The following is a 22,223-nucleotide window of genomic DNA, read 5'->3' as shown; positions in this document are numbered from 1 at the left end:
GGTCTCCTTACAACCTTTCAATGATGGTGACGTTGGCCAGGCCGCCGCCTTCGCACATGGTCTGCAGGCCGTAGCGGCCGCCGGTGCGTTCCAGTTCGTGTAGCAGCGTGGTCATCAGGCGCGCGCCGGTGGCGCCCAGCGGGTGGCCCAGTGCGATGGCGCCGCCGTTGGGGTTGGTGCGCTCGGGCGCGTAGCCGGTCTCGGCCAGCCACGCCATCGCCACCGAGGCGAAGGCTTCATTGATTTCGACCACGTCGATATCGGCCAGGCGCAGGCCGCTGCGTTCGAGCGCACGCTTCGTTGCGGGGATCGGCGCGGTCAGCATCCACAGCGGGTCATCGCCCATCACGCTCATATGCGCGATGCGCGCACGCGGCTTGAGCTGGTAGCGCTTGAGCGCGTCTTCCGAAACGATCAGCAGTGCAGCCGCGGCATCGGCGGTCTGGCTGGACACCGCCGCGGTCAGCGAACTGCCCGGCATCAGCGGCTCCAGCGCCGCCATCCTGGCCAGCGTGGTATCGGGGCGCGGCGTTTCGTCATGCTTCACGCCTTCGCACGGCACGATCTCGCGGGCGAAGCGGCCGCCCTCGATTGCCGCGGCGGCGCGCAGGTGGCTTTCCAGCGCATAGGCTTCCATGGCCTCGCGCGACAGGTTCCAGTGCCCGGCAATGCGCTGCGCGGCGTGGAACTGCGACACCGGCGCATCGCCGAAGCGCGCATGCCAGCCCTTGCTGCCCGAGAACGGGTCGGCAAACCCCAGCGCCTGGCCGGCCAGCATGGCCGACGAGATCGGGATCTGGGTCATGGTCTGCACGCCGCCGGCGATCACCACGTCCTGCGTGCCGCTCATCACCGCCTGCGCGGCAAAGTGGACGGCCTGCTGCGACGAGCCGCACTGCCGGTCCACGGTCACGCCCGGCACCGTCAGCGGCAGGCCGGCGGCCAGCCACGCGCTGCGCGCGATATTGCCGGCCAACGGGCCGATGGTGTCGACGCAGCCGAACACCACGTCGTCATAGTCCTCGGCGGGGATGCCGTTGCGGCGCACCAGTTCGGCCAGCACGAAGCCGCCCAGGTCGGCGCCGTGCATGTGCGACAGTCCGCCCTTGCGGCGCCCGGTGGGCGTGCGCAGGGCATCAACGATATAGGCGTCTTTCATTGTCATGGCTCTCTTTGGATTCAGGCGAAGGTCGCTCCGGCGCCGATGTCATGCTCGCCGTCCAGGATGTGCGCGCCCATGCGCGCCTTGTGGAAGGCCCGGTCGCCCCAGCTTCCCGCCAGGGCCCAGGCGCGCTTGGTGAAGATCTGCAGGTCCAGCTCCCAGGTGTAGCCCATCGCGCCATGCACCTGGATCGCCTGCCGCGCCGCGGTCCAGGCGCAGCGCGCGGCCGCGACGCGGGCATGCGAGACGTGCAGCCCCAGGTGCGGCAAGCCATGCGCCAGCACGGCGGCGGCGCGCAGCAGCACCGGCTTGGCGAACTCGAGCTGGATCGCCACGTCGGCCAGCAGGTGCTTGACCGCCTGGTAGGCGCCGATGGCCTTGCCGAACTGTTTGCGCTGCGCGCTGTAGTCGATCGCCAGGTCCAGCATGCGCTGCGTCAGGCCAAGCTGCTGCGCGGCCACGCCGAGCGCGCCGCGGTTCAGCGCCAGGTCCCACAGGTCACTGCCGGCGGGGATCAGTTCGGTACTCGCAGCCGGCGTCCACGCCAGCTCGAATAACCGCCGCGAAGGATCGAGGCCGGTGCGCGCCGTCAGCGCGGCCTGGTCCGGCCGCAGCACGTGCACCGCGCCTTCGTGCGCGCACAGGATGGCGTCGGCGACATGGGCGTCGGCCACCAGCCGCTCCTGCGGATGCGCCACCGCCACGCGGGCATCGCCGCTGGCAATGCGCTCCAGCAGGGCAGCGCAGCGCTCGCGCGCCGATGCGTGCGGCGCGACGGCCAGCGCATCGCGCAGCAGCCCCGCCGCCACCAGCGCGGTGTCGAGCAGCGGCTCGGGTAGCGCGAAATAGCCGCACGCCTGCGCCAGCGGCGCCCACTCGACCTCGCCCAGCCCCAGGCCGCCCTGCTCCTGCGGCACCATCACCGCGGTCAGCCCCTGGTCGGCCAGCTGGCACCACAGCGCGTCGGAGCGGCCGGTCTCGGTGGCCCACAGCTCGCGCGTCAGCTCGGGCGTCATCTCGGTCATCAGGAAGCGCCGGATCGCCTCGGCAAACTGTTCCTGCTCTTCGGTCAATGCGAAATCCATCGTGTTTCCCCCGGGTGCCGTCATGCGCGCGGCATGCCGAGCAGGCGCTCGGCGACGATATTGCGCTGGATCTCGTTGGTGCCGGCGTAGATCGGCCCCGCCTGCGAGAACAGGAAGCCGTCCAGCCAGTGGCCGAGCGAGCCCGGCGGCTGGCCGGCGGGCGCGACCTCTGCGGCCTGGCCGAGGATGGCCAGCGCGGTATCGTGCATATGGATATCCAGCTCGGACCAGAACACCTTGTTCGTGCTCGACTCCGCGCCGATATGCCCGCCCCGCACCAGCCGGCTCGCGGTGGCGTAGGTGGAGAGCGTGTAGGCCTCGGCGTCCATCCATGCGCGCAGCACCGCCTCGCGCAGCGACGGGTCGCAGTCCGTCGCCTCGCGGTTGGCCTGGTACAGCCTGACCAGTGCGCGGGCGGTCTCCTGGAAGCGCGCCGGCGAACGCAGCATCAGGCCGCGCTCGAAGCCGGCGGTGGCCATGGCCACCTGCCAGCCGGCGCCTTCGGCCGCCAGCCGGTTTTCCACCGGCACGCGCACGTCGTCGAAGAAGATCTCGGCAAAGCCGGTCTGGCCGTTGAGCTGGCGGATCGGGCGCACGGTGATGCCGGGCGTGTCGAGCGGCACCAGCACGAAGGTCAGCCCGTGGTGGCGCGTCGAGGCCGGGTCGGTGCGGAACAGCCCGAACAGCCAGTCCGCCCACACCGCCCGCGTCGACCAGATCTTCTGGCCGTTGATCACATAGTCATCGCCGTCGCGGAGCGCGCTGCAGCGGATCGCTGCCATGTCGGAGCCGGCATTCGGCTCGGACCAGCCCTGCGCCCAGATATGCTCGCCCGAGGCCATGCGCGGCAGGAAGCGCGCCTTCTGCGCCTCGGTGCCGAATTCCATCAGCGTCGGCCCGAGCAGGAAGATGCCGTTCTGGTTGACGCGCATCGGCGCGCCGGCACGCCAGTACTCTTCCTCGAAGATCAGCCACTCGATCAGGTCGCAGCCGCGCCCGCCCAGTTCGGCCGGCCATGTGACCATGCTCCAGCGGCCCTGGTTGAGCGTGGCTTCCCAGGCGCGGTGCTGGGCAAAGCCTTCTTCGGTGTCGAAGCTGGCCAGCGGCGTGCGCGGCACGTGCGCGGACATCCAGTCGCGCACCTCGGCGCGGAAGGCGCGCTGGGCGTCGGTGTACTCAAGCTGCATCGCGCTCCCCCTGCGCAAAGCGGGCTTCGCGGCCTTCGACGAAGGCGGCGCGCGCCTCGCCGGAATCCGCGCTCATATAGGCCTGCAGCGTGAAGCCCTGCTCCCAGCGGTACTTGTCCTCGAGGTTGCCGTCTTCCACGCCGTTGAGCGCCTCCTTGGCCAGCTGCAGCATGGCCGGGCTCTTGGCGGCGATCTGGCGGGCCAGCGCCATGGCGGCGTCGCGCAGTTCGGTGCGCGGCACCACGCGCTCGACCGCGCCAAGGCGGTACGCCTCGGTGGCATCGATCATGTCGCCGGTGAAATACATTGCCCTGACCTTCTGCACGCCGAACATGCGCTGCAGATGGGCGCCGCCGCCCATGGCGCCGCGGTCGATCTCGGGCACGCCAAAGCGTGCGCAATCGGCTGCGACGATGATGTCGGCGGCGCCGCAGATGCCGATGCCGCCGCCCAGCACGAAGCCGTGCACGGCCACGATGACCGGCTTGGGGCTGCGGTGCACGGCGCGGAAGGAAGCGTAGTTGCCGGCATTGACGTCGACGATGCGCTGCGGGTGCGCGGCCAGTTCCTTGATATCGACGCCCGCGCAGAAGCCGCGGCCTTCGCCTCGCAGCACGATCACGCGCACGGCGGGATCGGTGCCGAGGCGGTCGATGGTGGCGGCAAGTGCCTGCCAGCCGGCGTTGTCGAGCGCGTTGACGGGCGGGTGGTCGATCACCAGTTCGGCGATGCCGTCGGCGGTGTCAATGCGGAATGGCCCGGTCTTGTGGTTCGTTTGCATGGTTTCCTCTGTCTGTGGGTCAGGCCGCAGCGGGTCAAGCCGCTGCAGCCAGTCCGGTGCCAGCCAGCGCCGCAAGCCGTGCCTGCGCCTGCGCGGCAATGCCGGCCACGATCTGCTCGCACGATTCGATGGCGTCGATCGCCGCGGCAGCCTGGCCGCTGGGCAGCACGCCTTCATCCGGGCAGCCCTCCACCATCGCGCGCCGGATCAGCACCGGCGCGTTGGCGGCCATCAGGGTCTGGGCGGCGCTGTAGTCCTGCTCGCGCATCGCGCGCCAGGCGGTCGGCAGCATCTGCGCACTGCGCATGCCGGTACGTGCCTGCCATTTGCGGGCGGCCGACAGCGCCAGCCAGGTGCGCCGCCACGGACCGGCTTTCTCCAGATCAAGCAGCAACGCGTTGTCGATCATCCGCTGCGGCAGCCCGTCGATGGCCAGCGATACGCGGATATGCGCCGGGTCGCGCACCTTGACGTAGCGCTCCAGCGTCTGCGCCGGCACGGGCGATTCGGCCGACATCAGGAAGCGCGTGCCCATGGCCACGCCGGCCGCGCCGTAGGCCAGTGCCGCGGCAAGTCCGCGGCCGTCGAAGAAGCCGCCCGCCGCCACCACCGGCACGTTGACGCTGTCCAGCACCTGCGGCAGCAGCAGCGTCGTCGGCGTGCCGCCGGTATGGCCCCCGCCCTCGCCGCCCTGTACAGTGACCACGTCGGCGCCCAGTTCCACGGCCTTGGCCGCATGTTTGGCCGCGCCGACCGTCGGCATGCAGACCACGCCCGCCGCCTTGAGCCGGCCGACCATCTTCGCGTCCGGGCCGCGCCCGTAGCTGACCGCGCGCAACCGGTGGCGGATCGCCATCTCGATGACCTCGTCCGCGTTGGGCTGGAACATGTGGAAGTTGATGCCGAAGGGCCGCTCGCTGAGCGACTTGACGCGCAGGATCTCGCGCTCGACCTCGCCGGGCGGAATGGTTGCGCCGGCCAGGAAGCCGAACGCCCCGGCGTTGCCGCTGGCCGCGACCAGCCTGGCGTCCGCCACCCAGCCCATCGCCGTCTGCACGATGGGGTAGCGGCAGCCGAGCAGGTCGCACAGCACGGTGTGCAGGCTCGCGTTGCTCATGCCTGGTCCTCGCTGCCGGTGCGTTGCGACGCTGCCATGGCGCGCGCGTCGTAGCCGCCGAGCTTGTCGCCGCTGACCAGTTCGTTGTGCGCATGGGCGAAGTGGTGCCAGGCAAATACGGCATCCATCGCCGTGCGCTTGCCCTGCAGGTCTTCCACATGGTTGACCGCCTGCTTGGTCAGCGTCAGGCCCAGCCGCGGCATCTGCGCGACTTTGGCGGCCATGCCGTAGACGGTGTCTTCCAGCGCGTCGCGCGCCACCACGCGGTTGACCATGCCCATGCGCTCGGCGCGGTCCGCGCCCATGCGCTCGCCCAGGAACAGGAATTCCTTGGCGATGCGCGGGTGCAGCTCATAGGCATGCGCGAAGTACTCCACGCCCGGGATGCCCATGCGTACCACCGGATCGGCAAAGAAGGCATCGTCCGAGGCCACGATCAGGTCGCACACCCAGGCCAGCATCAGCCCGCCGGCAATGCAGGCGCCGTGCACCATCGCGATGGTGGGCTTGGGCAGTTCGCGCCAGCGCCGGCACATGCCCAGGTAGACCTCCTGCTCGCGCGCATAGAGGAACTCGCCGCCGGGCTTGTTGACGTGGTCATACCAGAGCGAGGCGCGCTCGAACGATTCGTTGATGTCGCGTCCCGGCGTGCCGATGTCGTGTCCGGCGGAGAAATGCTTGCCGGCGCCGCGCAGCACGATCACCTTGACCGCATCGTCCGCGGCGGCGCGCCGGTAGGCCTCGTCCAGCGCATACGTCATCCTGGAGTTCTGCGCATTGTGGTACTGCGGCCGGTTCATGGTCACGGTGGCGATGCCGTCCGCGACCTGGTAGAGCACCTCGTCATTGGGGCCCAGGCCCACGGCTTGGATAGCTTCGATGGCTGGCGATGTCATGTCGGTCTCACGCGCGTCCGGAAGGATTGCCGCGCACGATCGCGGCGCGCAGGTTGTGCGGATCGAGCTGGGCGATCAGCCGCAGTTCTTCCGGCGTCGGTGGCGCCGTCTGCGGCAAGGCTTCGCCGGGGGAGTTCGCCAGTGCAAAGCCGGTGGCCGCCTGCGCCTGGTCGAAGCTCACGCCCTGGTGCAGCGAGCGCACGCGGATGGCATGGCCAGGCCCGCCGAAATCCATCACGCACAGGTCAGTGACGATCACGCGCAGGTCGACGAAGCTGCGCATGCCTTCGATCCGGCGCGCCGGGTTGTAGCCGGCGCTGCAGACCATGTCGACTTCACCGCCGACGAACGCGCGCGTGCTGTGGGCCGGCACGAAGAAGGAATTGGCGTGGTGGATGCTGTTGCCCGGGAAGCCGCGCGCGCCCAGCAGCTGGGTCTTCGGCTGCGCATGCGTGCCGCCCAGGCAGGAGATATTGGCCTGCCCGAAGCGGTCGATCTGCGTCGGCATCACCAGCGCGTGGCGCCGCCCGCCCCACAGGCAGTCGAACACGCGCGAATAGCCCATCCAGCCGCTGGCACGGACCTTGTAACCAGGCTCGCGCGGGCCCAGCGGCACCGGCGTTTCCACCAGGTAGGCCTCGCCGTCGGTCAGCAGCAGGCCGGGGTTGTGTGCAAGCCGCGCCAGGCCAGCGGCGATGCGCGGGCCGGTGCCGATGCCGGTGGCCAGCACCTCGCCGTCGTCGCACCAGGCGCGGGCGGCGGCGGCGATCATCAGCTCGGCGCGGGTGAATTCATAAGTGGCGCTCACGGTCGCTCCTTGGGTTGGCGGGTTCAAAGTACCGGCAGCGGCAGGTCTTGCACGTGGCCGAGGCCGCCGGTGCGCTCCAGGTACGCCGCCTCGGTCGCAGCCATCACTTCTTCGCGCCAGGCGCGGAAGCCGTCGTCGGCCTCGGCGCTGGCGCAGTACGCCTTCAGCGCGGGCAAGTCCCAGCCATAGGCCGGTGCGCAGGAAGTGGGATGGGCCCCGCCGGGCGCGTGCACCACGCCCGTCACCAGCGAGCGCTCGAAGGCGTTGTTGCGCGCGCGCGCCAGGTCTTCTTCATCGAGGCGAGGGTGCAGCGTTTCGCAGCTCACGTAGCAGCGGCGCGCGGCGCGTGCGAACCATTCATCGAAGAACGGATCGGGACCGTCGATGCGGGTGTTGCCCAGCACATCGCTCTCGTTCACGTGCAGCAGCGCGGCGTCGAGCTCGATGGCCGGCATCGCCACCAGCACTTCGGCGTCGGCATAGGGCGAGCGCACCGTCTTCAGTTGCGGGTTCTTGTCCAGCACGTCGGTGCCCAGCGCGGCGCGCGTCGGCAGGAACGGCAGCCGCGCCGCTGCAGCACGCAGGCCAAGCTGCAGCATGCCTTCGTCCAGTTCCGTCACCTCCAGCAGGCCACGCTCGCGCGCCTGGCGAAAATAGGGCTCGAGCGGGATCACGTCGAGCGAAACGAAGCCGAACACCAGCCGGCGCACCTTGCCGGCCGCGCACAGCATGCCCACCTCGGGGCCGCCGTAGGCGACCACGGTCAGGTCTTTCAGCGGCGAGCGCAGGACCTCGCGCACCAGCGCCATCGGCTTGCGGCGCGGGCCCCAGCCGCCGATGCCGATGGTCATGCCATCTGCGAGCTGGCCGACCACGTCGGCCGCGCGCATGGTCTTGTCGATTGTCTTGGTCATAGCGGTGTTTAGCGGTGTCCGATGCTGAAGTCGTGTCCCCACAGGCTGACGCGCGTGGCTTCGTAGGCAGCGTGGTGGCTCCAGTCCACCACCAGGCCGCCGTGGCCGTACTCGAGGTCGAAGCCGCCGGGGGTCTTCATGTAGAAGGAAGTCATGCGGTCATTGCAGTGCTGGCCCAGCGTGGCCGAGAGCTTCACGCCGTGCTGCTGCACGCGGTCGAGCGCGCGGCCCACCTCGGCCATGTCCGGCACCTCGGCCATCACGTGAATGCAGCCGGCTTCGGACGGCATCTCGAAGATCGCCAGGCTGTGGTGACGGCCGTTGCCGCAATGCAGGAAGTGGATGCGCTTTTCCGGCTCGGCGGGATCGCTGGTGAAGCGCACGCGGAAGATGTCGGACAGGCCGAAACCCATCACCTCGCAAAGGAAGGCATAGGTCTCGTCAAAAGCGGGAGCGGGCAGCACGGCATGGCCCGCCCCCATCGGGTCCGTGACAAAGCGCGGCACGCCCACCGGCGAGACAAAGCGCAGGAAATCCGAACGCATGCCCCAGCAGATCTCATGGCCGTTGCCCGACGGATCGGCAAACCAGGCCATGGCCTGCACGCGGCGCTGCACCAGTTCGGCGAGGCTGGCATGCACGACCTCCACGCTGGCCTGGCGCAGCGTAGCCAGCGCATGGCGGTAAGCCGGCTCGTCGGCCAGCTCCCAGCCGGATGCGAGATAGCGGTCGCGTGCGCCCGGCACGACCAGGTAGCGGTAGTCGCGCTCATCCATCTTCACGTACAGCGCACCGCCGGGCGCGCCGGAACAGGCCATGCCCAGCACCTGTTCCGCGTAATGACGCCACTGCCCGGGATCGGTCGCTTCGACCACGATGTAGCCAAGCGCACGGATATCCAACATGCCGGTCTCCTCTTTCGTTGCCACTGCTGGCTGATGGGACCTATTCTTCCGTGCGCTGCACCCCGGCACATCGTCCAGTGGGACTAGCCGATCCTGCTTCAGGCCGTTGCGGCGCGAACGATGTACTGGCTGGTGGGCACCACGTCGATCTTGTCGAAGTCGATAAAGCGCTGGCAGCTTTCCATCATGGCCTGCAGGTTGCGGCGGAACTTGTCCTCGTCGCCGACGGCGTCGAAGAACGCCTGCGGGTCGGTCATCGCCGCATCGGGGAAGCACTCTTCGACGATGGCGTCGCAGGGCGGCGCGGCGTAGGTGAGCGGACGCACCACCACGTTCTGCACGTAGAGGAAGTTGTCCTGGGTGTCGATTGCCACCAGCGTGTGGTGGTTGTGCCAGGTGTCCAGCCATGCCTGCGGCGTGAGCCGGGGCGGCCGCGTCAGGAAGGCCAGCTGCGCGAAGCCGGGTGTCCGTTGGCCCGGCGCGGCCGGGAAACGCGTATTGCGGATCGGCTGGGACTCCGTGACGAGGTATCCCGCCATGCGGCCGGCAACTACCTCGACTGCCTGGTCGAACGGCTGGCGCAGGCGGTCGACGGCGCTGTCCATCCAGACCGAGACCACTGCCTCCATTTGCGGCCGGGTGTTGACCTGGCGCAGCCCCGCGGCAGGCAGCACCGCGTCGTCCGCCACGTTAACCTGCAGGCCGCGCGCGCCCAGCGCCAACAGCTTGTCCGCAAGCGTCGTGCGCAGCCGGCGCGCGAATTCCTGCGGCTCGGTCCGCGCATCGCGCCAGACGATATAGATGACTTTCTCCATGCTCCACGCTCCCTGGTACAGGTGCCGGCCGGGGCCGGACAGGTTGGTGCGGGCACGGAACCGGGCCGGGCGTGGAGAGCGAGCATCGCTGCGCCCGCCTGCCCTGCCGTCCGTATGCCGCGTCCGCTTGTCGGGGGCATGCTAAGGGCGCGGATGGCGGGGCTCATCCTCCAATCGGACTAGGGGAATGGGTCAGCGGGTCGCAAGGGAGCACGCGCGGGGTGAAGCACGCGTGGGGTGGATGACACCATGCAGCTCATCCGAGCGTCACTACGCTGCTCAGCAGCATGCGCACCAGCGTGGCCTGGCGCGTGACACCGGTCTTGGAGAAGATCGAGCGCAGGTGCGCCCGTGCCGTGTTCTTGCTGATGCCCAGGTGCTCGGCCGCTTCGTCGAGCGTCATGCCGTCGGCAAGCACCAGCGCCAGCGCGGTTTCGGAGGGCGTGAGATCGAACAGCTTGCGCACCACCTCGTGCGAGGCGCGCGACTTGCGCTCGGGATCGCGGATGAAGACCGCGCAGGCCGGGCGATGCCGGTGGTCTTCCGACCATTCGCTGAGCGGAATGGTGCGGATCAGCACGCCGAGCTTGCCGCGCCCCGACGGGCGGGTGATCGACATGGCTTCGGCCACCGCCGGCGCGCTGCCATGGTGGCCCAGCTGCGCGCGGCGCAGCAGGTACTGGAACTTGCGGCTTTCCTGGGCGTAGGCAATCTCGAAGGTGCCGCCATTGAGGCGGATGCCGTCGTTCTCCGCCAGGATCTCGTCGGCTTCAGCATTCTTCTTGAGGATCGTACCGGCGGCGTCGAGGATCACCATGCCCACCAGCATGCGGTCGATCGCGCCCGCATAGAGGCTGCGCTCCGATTCGACCACATCCAGCCTGGAATGCAGCCGGACCGCGCGCTTCAGGTGCGGCAGGATGGTGCCGCAGGTGGCCTTGTCCACCTCGGAGAAATCCCGCGCATCGTCCTGGCGGCAGATGCGCAGCCGGCACTCGACACCGTCCTCGGTGCGGATGTCCGCGCCCAGCAGGTAGCGGATGCCCAGCGGCTGCAGAAACTGCCGGTAGATCTCGCTGCGGCACCAGTTGCCGGCACCCAGTGCTTCGTCGACCGTGACCGCCCGGTCGGTGGGCAGGTTGATAAAGGGATCGATCGCGTAGTAGTAGCTGTTGTACGACGCCTCCGCTTCCAGCGACGTGCCGTGCTCGGAGGCGTGCACCGCCAGGCCGCTGCGGTCGCTCGCGGGCGAGCGCAGGATGAAGCTCACGTAGCCGGCGCCCAGTTGCTTGCGCAGCATTTCGAGCGCGCGGCCCCAGGGCACCGCTTCCATCGGCCCTTCGTAGATCGCGCTCAGCAAGGCGCTGAACTGCGCGACGCTCAGCCCGGACTGCGCCAATAACGGCGACGCCATTTCCTGCGCCTCAACGGTCGCCATCAACATTCTCTGTCTCCTGATTCCACACCATGCGTGTGCTTCCCGGCGCTCTGCGGCACCTGGGGCAGCGCAGATTATAGGGACGCTGCCCGCCGATGTCCGGCGCGTTGCGTTCGTGGTTTGCCCTAGTTTGCGCCGCTTAGGGCCCCGCGGCCTACTCGCCACTACTCGCAGACGCCGTCCTTGGTGTTTTCCCTGACCTGCAATCGGACGATGCCCGGCATGCCTGCCGCCGATACAAATGCTCGCATTCCCGCAGTGCAACCGAAGGAGAGCAACTCTGATGGACTTTAGCGACAAGACCGTGCTGGTCACCGGCGGCGGCGCCGGCATCGGGCTCGCCACCGCGCAAGCCTTCCTGGAACAGGGCGCGCGCGTGGCGATCATCGAGATCGACGCGCAGCGTGCCGACAACGCGCGGGCGCTGCTGGACAAGCCCGGCGCCGAGGTGCTGGTCATGCAGGGCGACGCGGCCGACGCCGGCACCGTGCGCGAAACGGCCGCGGAGATCGAACGGCGTTTCGGCGCGCTCGACGTACTGGTCAACAACGTGGGGGATTTCCTGCGTATTGCCAAGCCGTTCGAGCACTACGGCGACAACGAGATCGCCAGCCTCTACACCGCCAACCTCGGCCACGTATTCACGGTCACCCGCGCCATGCTGCCGCTGCTCCGGCGCAGCGCGGGCGGCAGCATCATCAGCGTGTCGTCGATCGAGGGCTTCCGCGGCATTCCGTACTGCAGCGTCTACAGCGCCTTCAAGGCTGCCATCACCGGCTTCACGCAGAGCCTGGCGCTGGAGCTGGCACCGGAAGGCATCCGCGTCAACCTGATCGCACCCGAAACCACCGAAACGCCGCAAGTGCCGGTGTCGCAGATGGTCGCCGCGGAACACCAGCACCATATCCCGCACTGGATTCCGCTGGGACGCTTCGGCACGCCACTGGACATTGCCGAGGGCATCCTGTTCCTTGCCAGCCCGCGCGCTGCCTGGATCACCGGCACGGCACTGCACGTCAATGGCGGCGCACTTGCCGCCGCCGGCTGGTATCGCGACCCGAAGGGCGCCTGGACCAACATGCCGGTCATCGGCGGCAACGGCATGAACCTCTGATGGCCGCGCACTGCAGCCACACCACCACACCAAGGAGACAAGCATGAAGATACTGATCGTCGGCGGCACCGGCACGATCGGGGGCCACGCGGCCTTGCACCTGCGCAGCCGCGGCCAAGACGTCATCATCGCGGGCCGCAACCGCCCCGCGCCCGGCACCCCGCTGGGCGAGCTGGAATTCCTGCGCTGCGACTACATCGCCAACGATATGCCGGCCGCGCAGCTCGGTGCATTCGACGCGCTGGTATTCGCCGCCGGCAACGATGTGCGCCACCTGCCGCCGGGCGGCGACGAAGCGGCGCACTGGGAACGCGCCAATATCGAAGGCGTGCCGCGCTTTTTCCGCGCCGCGCGCGATGCCGGCATCCGGCTCGCCGTCCACGTTGGCAGCTTCTACCCGCAGGCGATGCCGCGGCTCGCCGACGAGAACGCGTACATCCGCTCGCGCAAGCTGGCCGACGAAGGCGTGCGTGCGCTGGCCACGGACACCTTCCGCGTGTGCGGCGTGAATGCGCCCTTTGTCGTGGGAACGGTGCCGGGCCTGACGGTGCCGATGTTCAAGGCCTATACCGATTACGCCAGAGGCGGCTTCGCGCCGATGCCGGATTTCGCGCCGCCCGGCGGCGTCAATTTCATCTCGACCACTTCGCTGTCGGAAGCGATCGATGGCGCGCTGTTGCGCGGCGAGAATGGCAAGGCCTACCTGGTGGGCGACGAGAACCTGTCCTTCCAGGATTACTTCGGCGCGTTCTTCCGCGATGCGGGCCGGCCGGTGCCGCCTGTCGTCGACCAGGAGCACCCGCTGCTGCCAGACTCGGCGATCTGCTTTGGCCGCGGCAACACGCTCTACTATGAGCCGGATGCGGCCGAGAGCGCCCTGCTCGGCTATCGCCGCAATGACATCCTGCGCACGGTCAGCGAGATCGTCACGCAGTACAGCTGCTAGTCACCGGCGGCCGGCGCAAACCGGCCGCCGTCCCGGGCCTTACAGCGATGAGATTAGCTGCGCGTTATCGATGCGCAATTCCGCCCCGTTGATAAACCGCGATGCGTCGGAAGCCAGGAACAGGACCAGGTTGGCAACTTCCTCCGGCTGGCACATGCGCGCCATCGGATCAGTGCCGATGCCAAGCGCAGCAGGATCCAGGTCCGGCACCAGCGCCTGCGTCATCGGCGTCCAGACGCCATCAGGGTGGATCGAGTTGCAGCGGATCCGGTAGCCGTTGCGCTTGCAGTGCACGGCCACGCTGCGCGTCAGCGCGGTGACGGCACCTTTCGCGCCGCTGTATGCGCACATCATCGGCAGGCCCCCGAGCGCCGCCACGGACGACATCACCACGATGGAGCCGCCGGCCGGATTGCCCTTCATCGCCTGCACGCCGAACTTGCAGCCGAGGAAATAGCCGTCGGCATTGACGCGCATGACCTGCCGCCAGGTGTCGAGCGACGTTTCCTCGATCGATCCGAGCGGACAGATGGCCGCATTATTGACCAGTACATCGAGCCGGCCGAAGCGGTCCTGCGCGGCGGCCATGGCCGCGCGCCAGTCCTCCTCGCGGGCAATGTCGTGGCGCACGAACAGTGCCGCGTCGCCGATCTCGCGCGCCAGCGCCTGCCCGGCCTCCTCGTTGACATCGCTGAGGATGACGCGCGCGCCTTCGGCCGCCAGCAGCAGCGCGTCGGCGCGCCCTACCCCGCTGGCCGCCCCGGTCACCAGCGCGACCTTGTCTTCAACTTGATTCATCGTTTTGCTCCTTGGGTCGTCAATCCGTCTAGGTCAGCCGGCGTCGGGAATCCTGCCGGCCAGCACCGCGCGCAGCGCGGCTTCGCCATACACGGCAGCCACGGTTTCATCGAGGATGGGATTGCCGCGCAGCTCGCTGCCGCCATCGACGGCGAAGCTCTGCCCGGTCACCCAGCTCGATTCCGGCCCGGCCAGGTAGCGCACCGCACTGGCGATGTCGTCCGGTTCGCCGGCGCGGCCCAGCGGCATCTGCGCGACGAACTTGTCCAGCATCGCCGGGTTGTCGAACATCGGGCCGGTCGCGCCGGAGCGTGTGAGACCCGGCCGCACCGCATTGACGCGGATGCCGCATCCCGCGAGCTCCTCGGCGGCAGCGCGCACAAACGCTTCCAGACCCGCCTTGGCCGCGCAGTACGCCGACAGCCAGCGGCAGGTCATGCGCGCCGCGTTCGACGAGATGCAGACGATGGCCCCGCCCTGGGACGCCATCAGCGGTGACGCGTGGCGCACCGCCAGGAACGCGCTGGCGATGTTCAGCTCCAGCTCCGCCATCAGCGATGTGGCGTCATGCATCAGCAGCGGACGGAAGCCGCCGCCTCCGACCGTCGCCACGACGATATCGAGCCGCTGGTTCAGTTCCCACGTCTGCTGCAGTGCGGCCTGGACATGGTCAGCACTGCAGGCATCGCCGACATGGATTTCAATCGTGGCGCCGGGAACCTCCACACACATGCTGCGCCGTGCCGTTTCCAGCGCTTCGCGCCGCCGCCCCATCAGGACCACCGCTGCACCATCGCGCAGCAGCGCCAGCGCACTGGCTGCACCAATGCCCCCTGCGCCGCCGGTGACGAGCGCTGTCTTGCCTTCGAGTACGCGATTCGTCGTCATCATGCGCCTCGCAACGGCAGGTCCTGCGTCCAGTCCACCACCAGTTCGCGCGCTGCAATGCGCCACTGGCCGCGCCATTGCACAAAGCGATCCTGGTAGCGGATGCCCCAGTCCAGCTTGCGTGGCACGTTGTCCTGTTCATAGAGGTGACTGGCAATGCAATAGGTCTCGCCGGCCGCGGTTTCGCCATCGACTTCAACCAGCTGCTGGTGCACGTGATGTTGCGTGGCGCTGTACTGGCCGAGCGATGCCATGCCGTCAACGATGGCCTGCGCTCCGTTCATGCGGAAGCCCGGCCCGCACAGCCGCGCGTCCGGCGTGAACAGATCCGCCAGCTTGGGGAAATCGCGCCGGTCCACCGCCTGCGCATAGCGGCAGGTCAGGGCGTGGATGGCTTGCTTGTGTTCCAGTTCGGACATGGCCAGGCTCACTCCTTGGTTGAGATGGCGACTATCGTCGGCCCTGCCGCGCCGGCGGCCATCGTCCGCGTGGAGTAGCCGGACAGGGCGCCGTTTAGTCCAAACGAAGGATGTACCGATCGTGTGCGCCCCCCAAGCTTCGAGGGGCGTGGGCGGCCCCGACCGGGGCCTGCGCAACACACACACAGGAGGCAGATATGAAGCAGGCGGAACAGGCCATCGTCGCGGTCGTCACGGGTGGCTCGCGCGGTGCCGGCAAGGGCATTGCGCTCGCACTCGGCGCGGCAGGCGCCACGGTGTACGTGACCGGGCGCACGGTGCAGGAAGGCAGCGCGCCGCTGCCCGGCACCATCCACGCCACGGCGCGCGAGATCGATGCGCTGGGCGGGCGCGGCATCGCGGTGGCGTGCGACCATGGCGATGACGCGCAGGTGGCGCGGCTGTTCGAGCGCGTGCGGGAAGAGTCAGGACGCATCGATATCCTCGTCAACAACGCGACCTTCCTGCACGACGAGCTGATCATGCCGGGCCCGTTCTGGCAGAAGCCGCTGGAGATGGCAGGCATTCTCGACGTCGGCCTGCGATCGGGGTACGTGGCCAGCTGGCACGCCGCGCCGATAATGGCGGCGCAGGGGCGCGGGCTGATCGTGTTCACCTCGTCATTCGGCGCCAACTGCTATATGCACGGGCCGGCCTATGGCGCGCAGAAAGCCGGCCTCGACAAGTTCGCGCACGACATGGCGGTCGACCTGCGGCCCCACGGCGTCGCGGCGGTGTCGTTGTGGATGGGGCCGCTGCGCACGGCGCGCACGCAGCGCGTGTGGGAACAGCATCCCGACAAGTACGCGTCGTTCGCGCCGGTGGCGGAGACGCCGGAGTTCACGGGCAAGGTCATTGATGCGCTGTACCGCGACCCCAGGCTGCTGGAGAAATCCGGCCAGGTGCTGATCTGCGCCGAGGCGGCGCTGGCCTATGGCATTGTCGATGCGGAGGGTCTGCAGCCGCCGTCGTACCGGCAGGTGCTGGGCGGGCCGCCGCCGGTGCATCCGGCGATCGTTGAATAGCGATTGGGGTGAGACGCCGTTCGAACTACCACAGGCCGGTCCCCTCTCCCGCTTGCGGGAGAGGGTTAGGGTGAGGGCAGGACGTCGCGGACCAACACGCCATATCGCGAGGCACGCGCCTGCCCTCTCCCCCCTCTCCCGCAAGCGGGAGAGGGGTGCTTGCTGCTGGCGTGGTCGCAATCTCGTAAGCAAGCGGCAACGCAGGACGACGCTGTTCGAACTACCACAGGCCGGTCCCCTCTCCTACTCGCCCTGCGACAACAATCCAGTCTTGAATACCGTCGACCGGATCATCCACGCACCATCAATCCGCACATACTCGTCCGCATAGCGCCCCGTCAGGAACGAGCGCGAACCACTGGCATCATCCAGCGCCAGGTAAGCCAGATCCCAGCTACCCCGCGCCGTATCCTCATCCAGCACGCAGATATCCCCCTGCCCCGCAAAATGCATCTCCCGCAGCGTCGGCCGGCACGCCAGCTCCGCAAAGCACTGCACCAGCAGCTCACGCCCGGCAAAGCTGCCGATACGGTCATAGTGGATATGCGCGTTGTCGGGCACGAAGCACGCGCGCATCCCGTCAGGGTCCTTGTCGTCGCACGCACGCAGGTAACGCAGCTTGAGCGCGCGGATCGCATCGGCGGCTTCCAGCCGCGCGAGGCGGTCGGCAATGGTAGCGATATCGGTCATGGTGGTTCCTCGTTGGATCAAGCTTCGCGCAACTGGTACTTCAGCACCTTGCCGGCCGCGCTGACCGGCAGCGACGGCACGAACACGACCTCGCGCGGCACCTTGTAGTTGGCCATCTGCCGACGCGCCCACGCAATCAGGGTTTCGGCCTCCAGCCGGGCGCCGTGGCGCAGCACCACATAGGCGCGGCCGACCTCGCCGAGCCGTTCATGCGGCATGCCCACCACCGCCACCTGGGCCACCGCCGCATGTGCCGTCAGCAGCTTCTCTACTTCCGCCGGGTAGCAGTTGAAGCCACCCACGATAAACATGTCCTTGATGCGATCGGTGATGCGCAGGTAGCCGCGCGCATCGAGCGTGCCGACATCGCCGGTGTGCAGCCAGCCGTCGCCGTCGACGGCTTCTGCCGAGGCTTCGGGCAGGCCGAAGTAGCCCTGCATCACGTTGTAGCCGCGCACCAATACCTCGCCCGGCTCGCCGGTGGCCACGGGCTGCCCCTGCTCGTCGACGCAGCGGATCTCGATGCCTGGCATGGGGCGGCCCGAGGTGCCGGCGACCGTCCCGGCATCGTCGCCGGAGCAGGTCAGCGTGGCAAAGCCGCACGACTCGGTCAGGCCATAGCCGGTGATGACAGTGTCGAATCCCAGCTCGTCGCGCATGCGCTGGATCAGCACGGGCGCGATCGCCGACGCGCCGGTCACCGCGATGCGCAGCGAAGACAGGTCGAACTCGCGCAGGCGCGGCGCGTTGAGCAGTGTCTGGTAGAGCGTCGGCGGTCCGGGCAGCACGGTGATGCGTTCGTTCTCCACGCGTGTCATCACGGCCTCGGCGTCGAACACCAGATGGGGCAGCACTGTAGCCCCGCGCGACAGCGCCGCGAGCCAGCCGGCCTTGTAGCCGAAGGTATGGAAGAAGGGATTGACGATCAGGTAGCGATCACCGGCGCGCACGCCCGTGATCGCGGCCCAGCCGTCGATGGCGCGCAGGTTCTGCGCGTGGGCGGTCATCACGCCCTTGGGACGCCCGGTGGTGCCCGAGGTGAACATGATGTCCATCAGCGTGTCGCCGCGCACGCCGGCCTCGCGCTGCGCGAATGCCGCCATGTCCACCTGCTGCGCCAGCTCGAGGAAGGCTTCCCATGCCAGCTCCCCCTCGCCCAGTTCCCTGCCCTGCCCCGGCCGCAGGATCACCAGCCGCTCCAGCGTGGCGGGGCGGTGCGGCGCGAGCATCTGCGGATAGCTTTCGCCGAGGAAGTCATCGACGCAGAACAGCAGGCGCGCGCCGCTGTCGGCCAGCACGGCACCGACTTCGGCGCCCTTCATGCGCGTATTGAGCGGCACCAGGGCCGCGCCCACGCTGTGCGTGGCCAGCGCCGCAATGATCCATTCGGAGAAGTTTGGCGCCCACACGGCAACACGGTCGCCCGGCTGCACGCCGAGCGCCATCAGCGCCCGGCCTGCCTGCATGCGGCAGGCGTCGAGCGCGGCGTAGCTCAGGCGCAGCCCGTCTTCTTGGATGGCGATGCGCTCGCCGTGGCGCTGCGCCGCGCGCCGCACCAGTTCGGGAATGGTCGCGGCAATGTCCTCGTTTGCAGCGGCGTCGAGGATGGCCGATGCCGCAATGGCGTCGATGGTGTCAGATGGAGTCATGTCAATCCGGGAACTTCAGGTGGATCTCGCTGCTCGCAGGGCGCGCCTGGCAAGCCAGGGTCCAGCCCGCTTCCAGGTCGGCACGGTCGAGCACATGGTTTTCGCCGAGCGTCACGTCGCCCTGCGTCACCTGGCACATGCAGGCGCCGCACAGGCCCGCGCGGCAGGAGTTGGGGACGGCCACTCCGGCGCGCTGGAGGGCGTCGAGCACCGTTTCGTCCGGGGCCACGCCGACCTGGTGGGTCTCGCCGTCGAGCTGCACGTTCAGCGCCGCGCCGCGCATGGCGGGCGCGGAGGTGGCCGCCGCGGCTGGCTCCATGGCAACAGCCTTGGCCACCGACACATCGGGCAAGGAGACAAAGCGCTCCACATGCAGCTTCCCGCGCGGCACGCCAAGCCCCTGCAGCGCGGCCTGGGCAGCGTCCATGAACGGCCCGGGACCGCAGACGAAGCATTCCGCCAGGCTCCACGGCCGCACCAGTTCCTCGATCTGGCGCTGCGTCGGCGCCCCCTGCACGCTGTCCAGCCAGTGGATCACGCGCAGGCGGCCGGGATAACGCCGCGCCAGCTCCCCAAGCGCTTCGCGAAAGATGATGGAACGCTCGTCGCGGTTGGCATAGACCAGCGTCACCGCGCCGCGCCCGTGGCGCAACGCCGCCTTGGCGATCGACAGCACCGGCGTGATGCCGCTACCGCCGGCCAGCAGCAGGAAATCGCCATGCAACGTGGGCGGGGTGAAGACCCCGGCCGGCGGCATCACCTCTACCGTATCGCCCGCGCCCAGGTGGTCGCAGATCCAGTTGGACACGCGCCCGCTCTGCACCCGCTTGATCGTCACGCGCAAGGCGTAGTCGACCTCAGGCGTGCTCGACAGCGAATAGCAGCGCTGCAGCGGCACGCCGTCCACGGGCACGCGCAGGGTCAGGAACTGCCCGGGACGGTAGGCAAAGGTATCGTGCAGGCCGTCCGGCAGCGCGAATACCAGCGAATGCGCCTGGTCCGTTTCCGCGACGACTTCGGCGATCTGCAGCCGGTGGAATTGCACTGGCGCCATGATGTCCTTCTTCAGCTCTGGGTGGCGTCAGGCCACGCCCATGATGGTTTGCGCGTTGTCGATGCGCAGTTCGGCGCCGTTGATAAAGCGCGCTTCGTCGGAAGCCAGGAAAAGCACCAGATTGGCGACGTCGCGCGGATGGCACATGCGCTGCATCGGTTCGGCGCCGCCTACCTCCTCCGGCAGGGCCGTGGCGCCGCCGGGCAGGAAAGCGGCGGTCATCGGCGTGAGGATGCCGTCCGGATGGATCGAGTTGCAGCGCACGCGGTAGCCGTTCTGCTTGCAGTGCCCCGCCACGGCGCGCGTCAGCGCGGCCACCGCGCCCTTGCTGGCGCTGTAGGCGCAGAACGCGCCCATGCCGCCCAGCGCCGCCACCGACGACATATTGACGATGCTGCCGCCGCCCGCCTTCATCGCAGCCACGCCGTACTTGCAGCCGAGGAAGTAGCCGTCGGCGTTGATGCGCATCACGCGCTGCCATTGCTCCAGCGTGGTGTCCTCGACCGAGCCCAGCATCAGGATGGCGGCATTGTTGACCAGCACGTTCGGCGTGCCGAAGTGCTGCTCGGTGCGTGCCATCACCTGCTGCCAGCCGGCTTCGCTGGCGATGTCGTGCGGCACGAACAGCGCAGTCTCGCCGATCTCGCGCGCCAGGGCGTGGCCCCCTTCCTCGTTGAGGTCGGTCAGCACCACGCGCGCGCCTTCGCGCGCCAGCAGCAGTGCGTCTTCCTTGCCGACGCCGCTGGCGGCCCCGGTGACAACGGCGATCTTTCCTTCAGTACGTCGGCTCATGGGAGGTCTCCTGGTTGGTGTGTGCCTGCCGCTGGCCGGCAGGCTGTCGTGTTAGATGGCGGCCTGCGTTGCGCCCCGACCAGATGCAGTCGGCAAGCGACAGGCCGCTTACGTAGTGGTTGGAAGCAATGCCCACGGCGGTCCGGCCCACGGCGTAGAGGCCTGGAATGGGCGCGCCGCCGGCGGCGGCCAGCACCCGGCCGCTGGACTCTTCCACCGAGAGGCCGCCCAGCGTGATGGCCGGACAGGGGAAGACGCGGCTGTTGGCGGAGATGTCGACGGCGAGCCAGGGCCCCTGTTCCAGCGAAGCGCACATCTGCGCCGACTTGCCGGCCGGGTCCGCGATTTCGCCGCGAGCCGCGGCGTTGTAGGCATCCAGCGAAGCCCGCAGCGCAGCGCCAGGCATGCCCAGCTTGTCGGCAAGGGCTTCGAGGCTGCCCGCGCGCCGTGCACCGCCAAGCATCAGCAGCGCCGCGGGCAAGGCCTGGAATGCCCATAGCCGGCCGCCCAGGCATTCGCGCAAGGCGGCGCGCGCCAGGTCGCGGTTCAGAATCAGCCATGCCCGCCCGTCGTGCCGTTCGCAGATGGCGTGGCCCAGTGTAGCGCCGTAGGTTTCCTCGTTGCCGACGCGCGCGCCCTGCGCATCGACCACGCAGCCGCGCGCCCAGTCGAACGGCGGATTGATGAAGCGCCATGCCGATACGCGCTCCAGGTGCCGCGTGGCTGCGCCGGCCGACTCGCCGAGCCGGATGCCGCTGCCGTCGCAGCCGGTCGCGCCGAGGCGCCAGTTCTGCAGGTATTTGCCGGCGTGGCGCGCCACCATGGCGCGGTTGAAGATAAAGCCGCCCGTGGCCAGCACCACCGCGCCGGTGCGCACCGCGACCGGGCGCGCATGGCGCAGCTCCAGCTGCAGCACGCGCTGGCGCAGCAGGTCGGCCAGCCCCGGCATGGCGTTGTGCAGGCGCTCGGCCATGCGTGCCAGGCGGGCGTGGCGCTTCTGCTGCCGTCCCGGCGGCACCTGCCACAGCTCGACGCCAACGACCGTGCCGTCTTTGTCGACGATCAGCCGGCGCGCCGCGGTCTGGCGCATCACCGTCACTTCGGGCCGGGCCTGCACGGCACGGCGCAGCACGCCATACAGCGTGCGGCCGGACATGCCGGGGCCTTTCACGCGGTGACCGCGCGGCGCCGGCGCGGCATGCTGCGCATACGCGGCCACCGCTTCGTTGCCGGAGTAGTAGAGGTAATAGGGTTGCGCCGGATAAGAGGTCTTGCGCGGCGGCACGGTGGCGGCAAAGCGCACGCCCACGCTTTCCAGCCAGCCGATCATGTCGCGGCTGCGCTCGCAGAACGCCTGCAGCGTGGCCTCGCTGACGACTTCGCCGGTCTCCTGGCGCAGGTAATCCGCCATCGCCTGCGGGGTATCGGCATAGCCCGCCGCGGACTGGTACGGCGTGCCGCCGCCGGCATAGACCACCCCGCCGCTCTTCGCGCTGGCGCCACCGCCTTCAAAGCGTTCGGCAACGATCACCCGCGCGCCTCCCTGCGCCGCTTCCAGCGCGGCGCAGGCGCCGGCTGCGCCGAGGCCCACCACCACGGCATCGCAGGCTGCCTGCCACGGATGCGCGTCCGGATCATCGAGCCGCAGCGGTGCGTAGACCGGCGTCGCGGAGTCGGGCATGGCATGCATGCTTGCGCTCC

The 22,223-nt window shown here is 68.9% G+C and carries 22 protein-coding genes; 3 read left to right on the top strand and 19 right to left on the bottom strand.

Annotated elements, in window-relative coordinates:
* Positions 1–7 precede the first annotated feature (7 nt).
* The 11 genes from K307_RS23340 to K307_RS23290 all read right to left on the bottom strand — a co-directional run bounded on the left by K307_RS23340 (position 8) and on the right by K307_RS23290 (position 11,114).
* Complete coding sequence (locus K307_RS23340) at positions 8–1,159, bottom strand: acetyl-CoA C-acetyltransferase (RefSeq protein ID WP_042883143.1); 1,152 nt, start codon at positions 1,157–1,159, stop codon at positions 8–10.
* A gap of 20 nt (positions 1,160–1,179) precedes the next feature.
* Positions 1,180–2,247, bottom strand: a complete 1,068-nt coding sequence (locus tag K307_RS23335; protein WP_042883141.1) for an acyl-CoA dehydrogenase family protein — start codon at positions 2,245–2,247, stop codon at positions 1,180–1,182.
* 20 nt (positions 2,248–2,267) lie between these two features.
* A complete protein-coding gene (locus K307_RS23330) occupies positions 2,268–3,434 on the bottom strand; it encodes an acyl-CoA dehydrogenase family protein (protein ID WP_042883139.1) in 1,167 nt (388 codons plus the stop codon).
* Positions 3,424–4,215, bottom strand: a complete 792-nt coding sequence (locus K307_RS23325; protein WP_042883388.1) for an enoyl-CoA hydratase family protein — start codon at positions 4,213–4,215, stop codon at positions 3,424–3,426. The genes K307_RS23330 and K307_RS23325 overlap by 11 nt, the downstream gene beginning before the upstream one ends.
* A 34-nt stretch (positions 4,216–4,249) precedes the next feature.
* A complete protein-coding gene (locus K307_RS23320) occupies positions 4,250–5,332 on the bottom strand; it encodes an NAD(P)H-dependent flavin oxidoreductase (protein WP_042883137.1) in 1,083 nt (360 codons plus the stop codon).
* Entirely contained in the window at positions 5,329–6,228 is a 900-nt protein-coding gene (locus tag K307_RS23315) for an enoyl-CoA hydratase (RefSeq protein ID WP_042883135.1), read from the bottom strand. The genes K307_RS23320 and K307_RS23315 overlap by 4 nt, the downstream gene beginning before the upstream one ends.
* A gap of 7 nt (positions 6,229–6,235) precedes the next feature.
* The gene (locus K307_RS23310) at positions 6,236–7,036 is read right to left on the bottom strand and encodes a CoA-transferase subunit beta (protein ID WP_042883134.1); all 801 of its coding nucleotides are present in this window, start codon (positions 7,034–7,036) and stop codon (positions 6,236–6,238) included.
* 23 nt (positions 7,037–7,059) lie between these two features.
* Positions 7,060–7,950: a CoA transferase subunit A gene (locus K307_RS23305; protein ID WP_042883133.1), complete on the bottom strand. Its 891-nt coding sequence runs from the start codon at positions 7,948–7,950 to the stop codon at positions 7,060–7,062.
* A gap of 8 nt (positions 7,951–7,958) precedes the next feature.
* Positions 7,959–8,855 carry a VOC family protein gene (locus K307_RS23300; protein ID WP_042883131.1) on the bottom strand — a complete coding sequence of 299 codons (897 nt, stop codon included), beginning with the start codon at positions 8,853–8,855 and terminating at the stop codon, positions 7,959–7,961.
* Positions 8,856–8,953: 98 nt separating this feature from the next.
* The gene (locus K307_RS23295) at positions 8,954–9,670 is read right to left on the bottom strand and encodes an EthD domain-containing protein (RefSeq protein WP_042883129.1); all 717 of its coding nucleotides are present in this window, start codon (positions 9,668–9,670) and stop codon (positions 8,954–8,956) included.
* A gap of 256 nt (positions 9,671–9,926) precedes the next feature.
* Positions 9,927–11,114, bottom strand: a complete 1,188-nt coding sequence (locus K307_RS23290; RefSeq protein ID WP_042883128.1) for a helix-turn-helix transcriptional regulator — start codon at positions 11,112–11,114, stop codon at positions 9,927–9,929.
* A gap of 277 nt (positions 11,115–11,391) precedes the next feature.
* On the opposite strand from K307_RS23290, the gene K307_RS23285 reads away from it, so the two are divergent.
* Positions 11,392–12,222 (top strand): SDR family NAD(P)-dependent oxidoreductase, encoded by an 831-nt coding sequence (locus K307_RS23285; protein ID WP_080745184.1) that lies wholly within the window; start codon positions 11,392–11,394, stop codon positions 12,220–12,222.
* Between the two features lie 43 nt (positions 12,223–12,265).
* A complete protein-coding gene (locus K307_RS23280) occupies positions 12,266–13,168 on the top strand; it encodes an NAD-dependent epimerase/dehydratase family protein (RefSeq protein ID WP_042883126.1) in 903 nt (300 codons plus the stop codon).
* A gap of 39 nt (positions 13,169–13,207) precedes the next feature.
* On the opposite strand, the gene K307_RS23275 is transcribed toward K307_RS23280, so the two are convergent.
* From K307_RS23275 to K307_RS23265, 3 genes are read right to left on the bottom strand one after another with little or no spacing between them, the layout of a single operon-like run.
* On the bottom strand, positions 13,208–13,966 hold the full coding sequence (locus K307_RS23275; RefSeq protein WP_042883125.1) for an SDR family oxidoreductase: 759 nt from the start codon (positions 13,964–13,966) through the stop codon (positions 13,208–13,210).
* A 33-nt stretch (positions 13,967–13,999) separates the two neighbouring features.
* Positions 14,000–14,857, bottom strand: coding sequence for an SDR family NAD(P)-dependent oxidoreductase (locus K307_RS23270; protein ID WP_080745183.1), 858 nt, complete (start codon positions 14,855–14,857; stop codon positions 14,000–14,002).
* Entirely contained in the window at positions 14,854–15,273 is a 420-nt protein-coding gene (locus K307_RS23265; RefSeq protein WP_042883123.1) for a nuclear transport factor 2 family protein, read from the bottom strand. The genes K307_RS23270 and K307_RS23265 overlap by 4 nt, the downstream gene beginning before the upstream one ends.
* 197 nt (positions 15,274–15,470) lie before the next feature.
* Here K307_RS23265 and K307_RS23260 point away from each other — a divergent pair, with 197 nt between their 5' ends.
* Positions 15,471–16,337: an SDR family NAD(P)-dependent oxidoreductase gene (locus K307_RS23260; protein WP_042883121.1), complete on the top strand. Its 867-nt coding sequence runs from the start codon at positions 15,471–15,473 to the stop codon at positions 16,335–16,337.
* A 243-nt stretch (positions 16,338–16,580) separates the two neighbouring features.
* Here the strand turns inward: K307_RS23260 and K307_RS23255 are convergent, their stop codons facing one another.
* Genes K307_RS23255 through K307_RS23235 form a run of 5 tightly spaced genes read right to left on the bottom strand, consistent with a single transcriptional unit; the run spans position 16,581 to position 22,212 of the window.
* Entirely contained in the window at positions 16,581–17,027 is a 447-nt protein-coding gene (locus K307_RS23255) for a nuclear transport factor 2 family protein (protein ID WP_042883119.1), read from the bottom strand.
* Between the two features lie 17 nt (positions 17,028–17,044).
* Positions 17,045–18,676, bottom strand: a complete 1,632-nt coding sequence (locus K307_RS23250; protein WP_042883118.1) for a FadD3 family acyl-CoA ligase — start codon at positions 18,674–18,676, stop codon at positions 17,045–17,047.
* A 1-nt stretch (position 18,677) separates the two neighbouring features.
* Complete coding sequence (locus tag K307_RS23245; protein ID WP_042883116.1) at positions 18,678–19,730, bottom strand: ferredoxin--NADP reductase; 1,053 nt, start codon at positions 19,728–19,730, stop codon at positions 18,678–18,680.
* A gap of 27 nt (positions 19,731–19,757) precedes the next feature.
* Positions 19,758–20,522, bottom strand: a complete 765-nt coding sequence (locus K307_RS23240) for an SDR family oxidoreductase (protein ID WP_042883114.1) — start codon at positions 20,520–20,522, stop codon at positions 19,758–19,760.
* A complete protein-coding gene (locus K307_RS23235; RefSeq protein WP_042883111.1) occupies positions 20,506–22,212 on the bottom strand; it encodes an FAD-binding protein in 1,707 nt (568 codons plus the stop codon). The genes K307_RS23240 and K307_RS23235 overlap by 17 nt, the downstream gene beginning before the upstream one ends.
* Positions 22,213–22,223: the final 11 nt, after the last annotated feature.

It is taken from the genome of Cupriavidus necator A5-1, from assembly GCF_000744095.1.
In the GTDB taxonomy this organism is placed as follows: domain Bacteria; phylum Pseudomonadota; class Gammaproteobacteria; order Burkholderiales; family Burkholderiaceae; genus Cupriavidus; species Cupriavidus necator_A.
The sequence above is the reverse complement of the archived record's forward strand: the minus strand, read 5'-3'. Positions and strand labels throughout refer to the sequence as shown.

Coding starts and splice junctions, on each gene's coding strand:
- K307_RS23340 (WP_042883143.1), bottom strand. CDS start 1,159: ATGAAAGACGCCTATATCGTTGATGCCCTGCGCACGCCCACCGGGCGC.
- K307_RS23335 (WP_042883141.1), bottom strand. CDS start 2,247: ATGGATTTCGCATTGACCGAAGAGCAGGAACAGTTTGCCGAGGCGATC.
- K307_RS23330 (WP_042883139.1), bottom strand. CDS start 3,434: ATGCAGCTTGAGTACACCGACGCCCAGCGCGCCTTCCGCGCCGAGGTG.
- K307_RS23325 (WP_042883388.1), bottom strand. CDS start 4,215: ATGCAAACGAACCACAAGACCGGGCCATTCCGCATTGACACCGCCGAC.
- K307_RS23320 (WP_042883137.1), bottom strand. CDS start 5,332: ATGAGCAACGCGAGCCTGCACACCGTGCTGTGCGACCTGCTCGGCTGC.
- K307_RS23315 (WP_042883135.1), bottom strand. CDS start 6,228: ATGACATCGCCAGCCATCGAAGCTATCCAAGCCGTGGGCCTGGGCCCC.
- K307_RS23305 (WP_042883133.1), bottom strand. CDS start 7,950: ATGACCAAGACAATCGACAAGACCATGCGCGCGGCCGACGTGGTCGGC.
- K307_RS23300 (WP_042883131.1), bottom strand. CDS start 8,855: ATGTTGGATATCCGTGCGCTTGGCTACATCGTGGTCGAAGCGACCGAT.
- K307_RS23295 (WP_042883129.1), bottom strand. CDS start 9,670: ATGGAGAAAGTCATCTATATCGTCTGGCGCGATGCGCGGACCGAGCCG.
- K307_RS23290 (WP_042883128.1), bottom strand. CDS start 11,114: ATGTTGATGGCGACCGTTGAGGCGCAGGAAATGGCGTCGCCGTTATTG.
- K307_RS23285 (WP_080745184.1), top strand. CDS start 11,392: ATGGACTTTAGCGACAAGACCGTGCTGGTCACCGGCGGCGGCGCCGGC.
- K307_RS23280 (WP_042883126.1), top strand. CDS start 12,266: ATGAAGATACTGATCGTCGGCGGCACCGGCACGATCGGGGGCCACGCG.
- K307_RS23275 (WP_042883125.1), bottom strand. CDS start 13,966: ATGAATCAAGTTGAAGACAAGGTCGCGCTGGTGACCGGGGCGGCCAGC.
- K307_RS23270 (WP_080745183.1), bottom strand. CDS start 14,857: ATGATGACGACGAATCGCGTACTCGAAGGCAAGACAGCGCTCGTCACC.
- K307_RS23265 (WP_042883123.1), bottom strand. CDS start 15,273: ATGTCCGAACTGGAACACAAGCAAGCCATCCACGCCCTGACCTGCCGC.
- K307_RS23260 (WP_042883121.1), top strand. CDS start 15,471: ATGAAGCAGGCGGAACAGGCCATCGTCGCGGTCGTCACGGGTGGCTCG.
- K307_RS23255 (WP_042883119.1), bottom strand. CDS start 17,027: ATGACCGATATCGCTACCATTGCCGACCGCCTCGCGCGGCTGGAAGCC.
- K307_RS23250 (WP_042883118.1), bottom strand. CDS start 18,676: ATGACTCCATCTGACACCATCGACGCCATTGCGGCATCGGCCATCCTC.
- K307_RS23245 (WP_042883116.1), bottom strand. CDS start 19,730: ATGGCGCCAGTGCAATTCCACCGGCTGCAGATCGCCGAAGTCGTCGCG.
- K307_RS23240 (WP_042883114.1), bottom strand. CDS start 20,522: ATGAGCCGACGTACTGAAGGAAAGATCGCCGTTGTCACCGGGGCCGCC.
- K307_RS23235 (WP_042883111.1), bottom strand. CDS start 22,212: ATGCATGCCATGCCCGACTCCGCGACGCCGGTCTACGCACCGCTGCGG.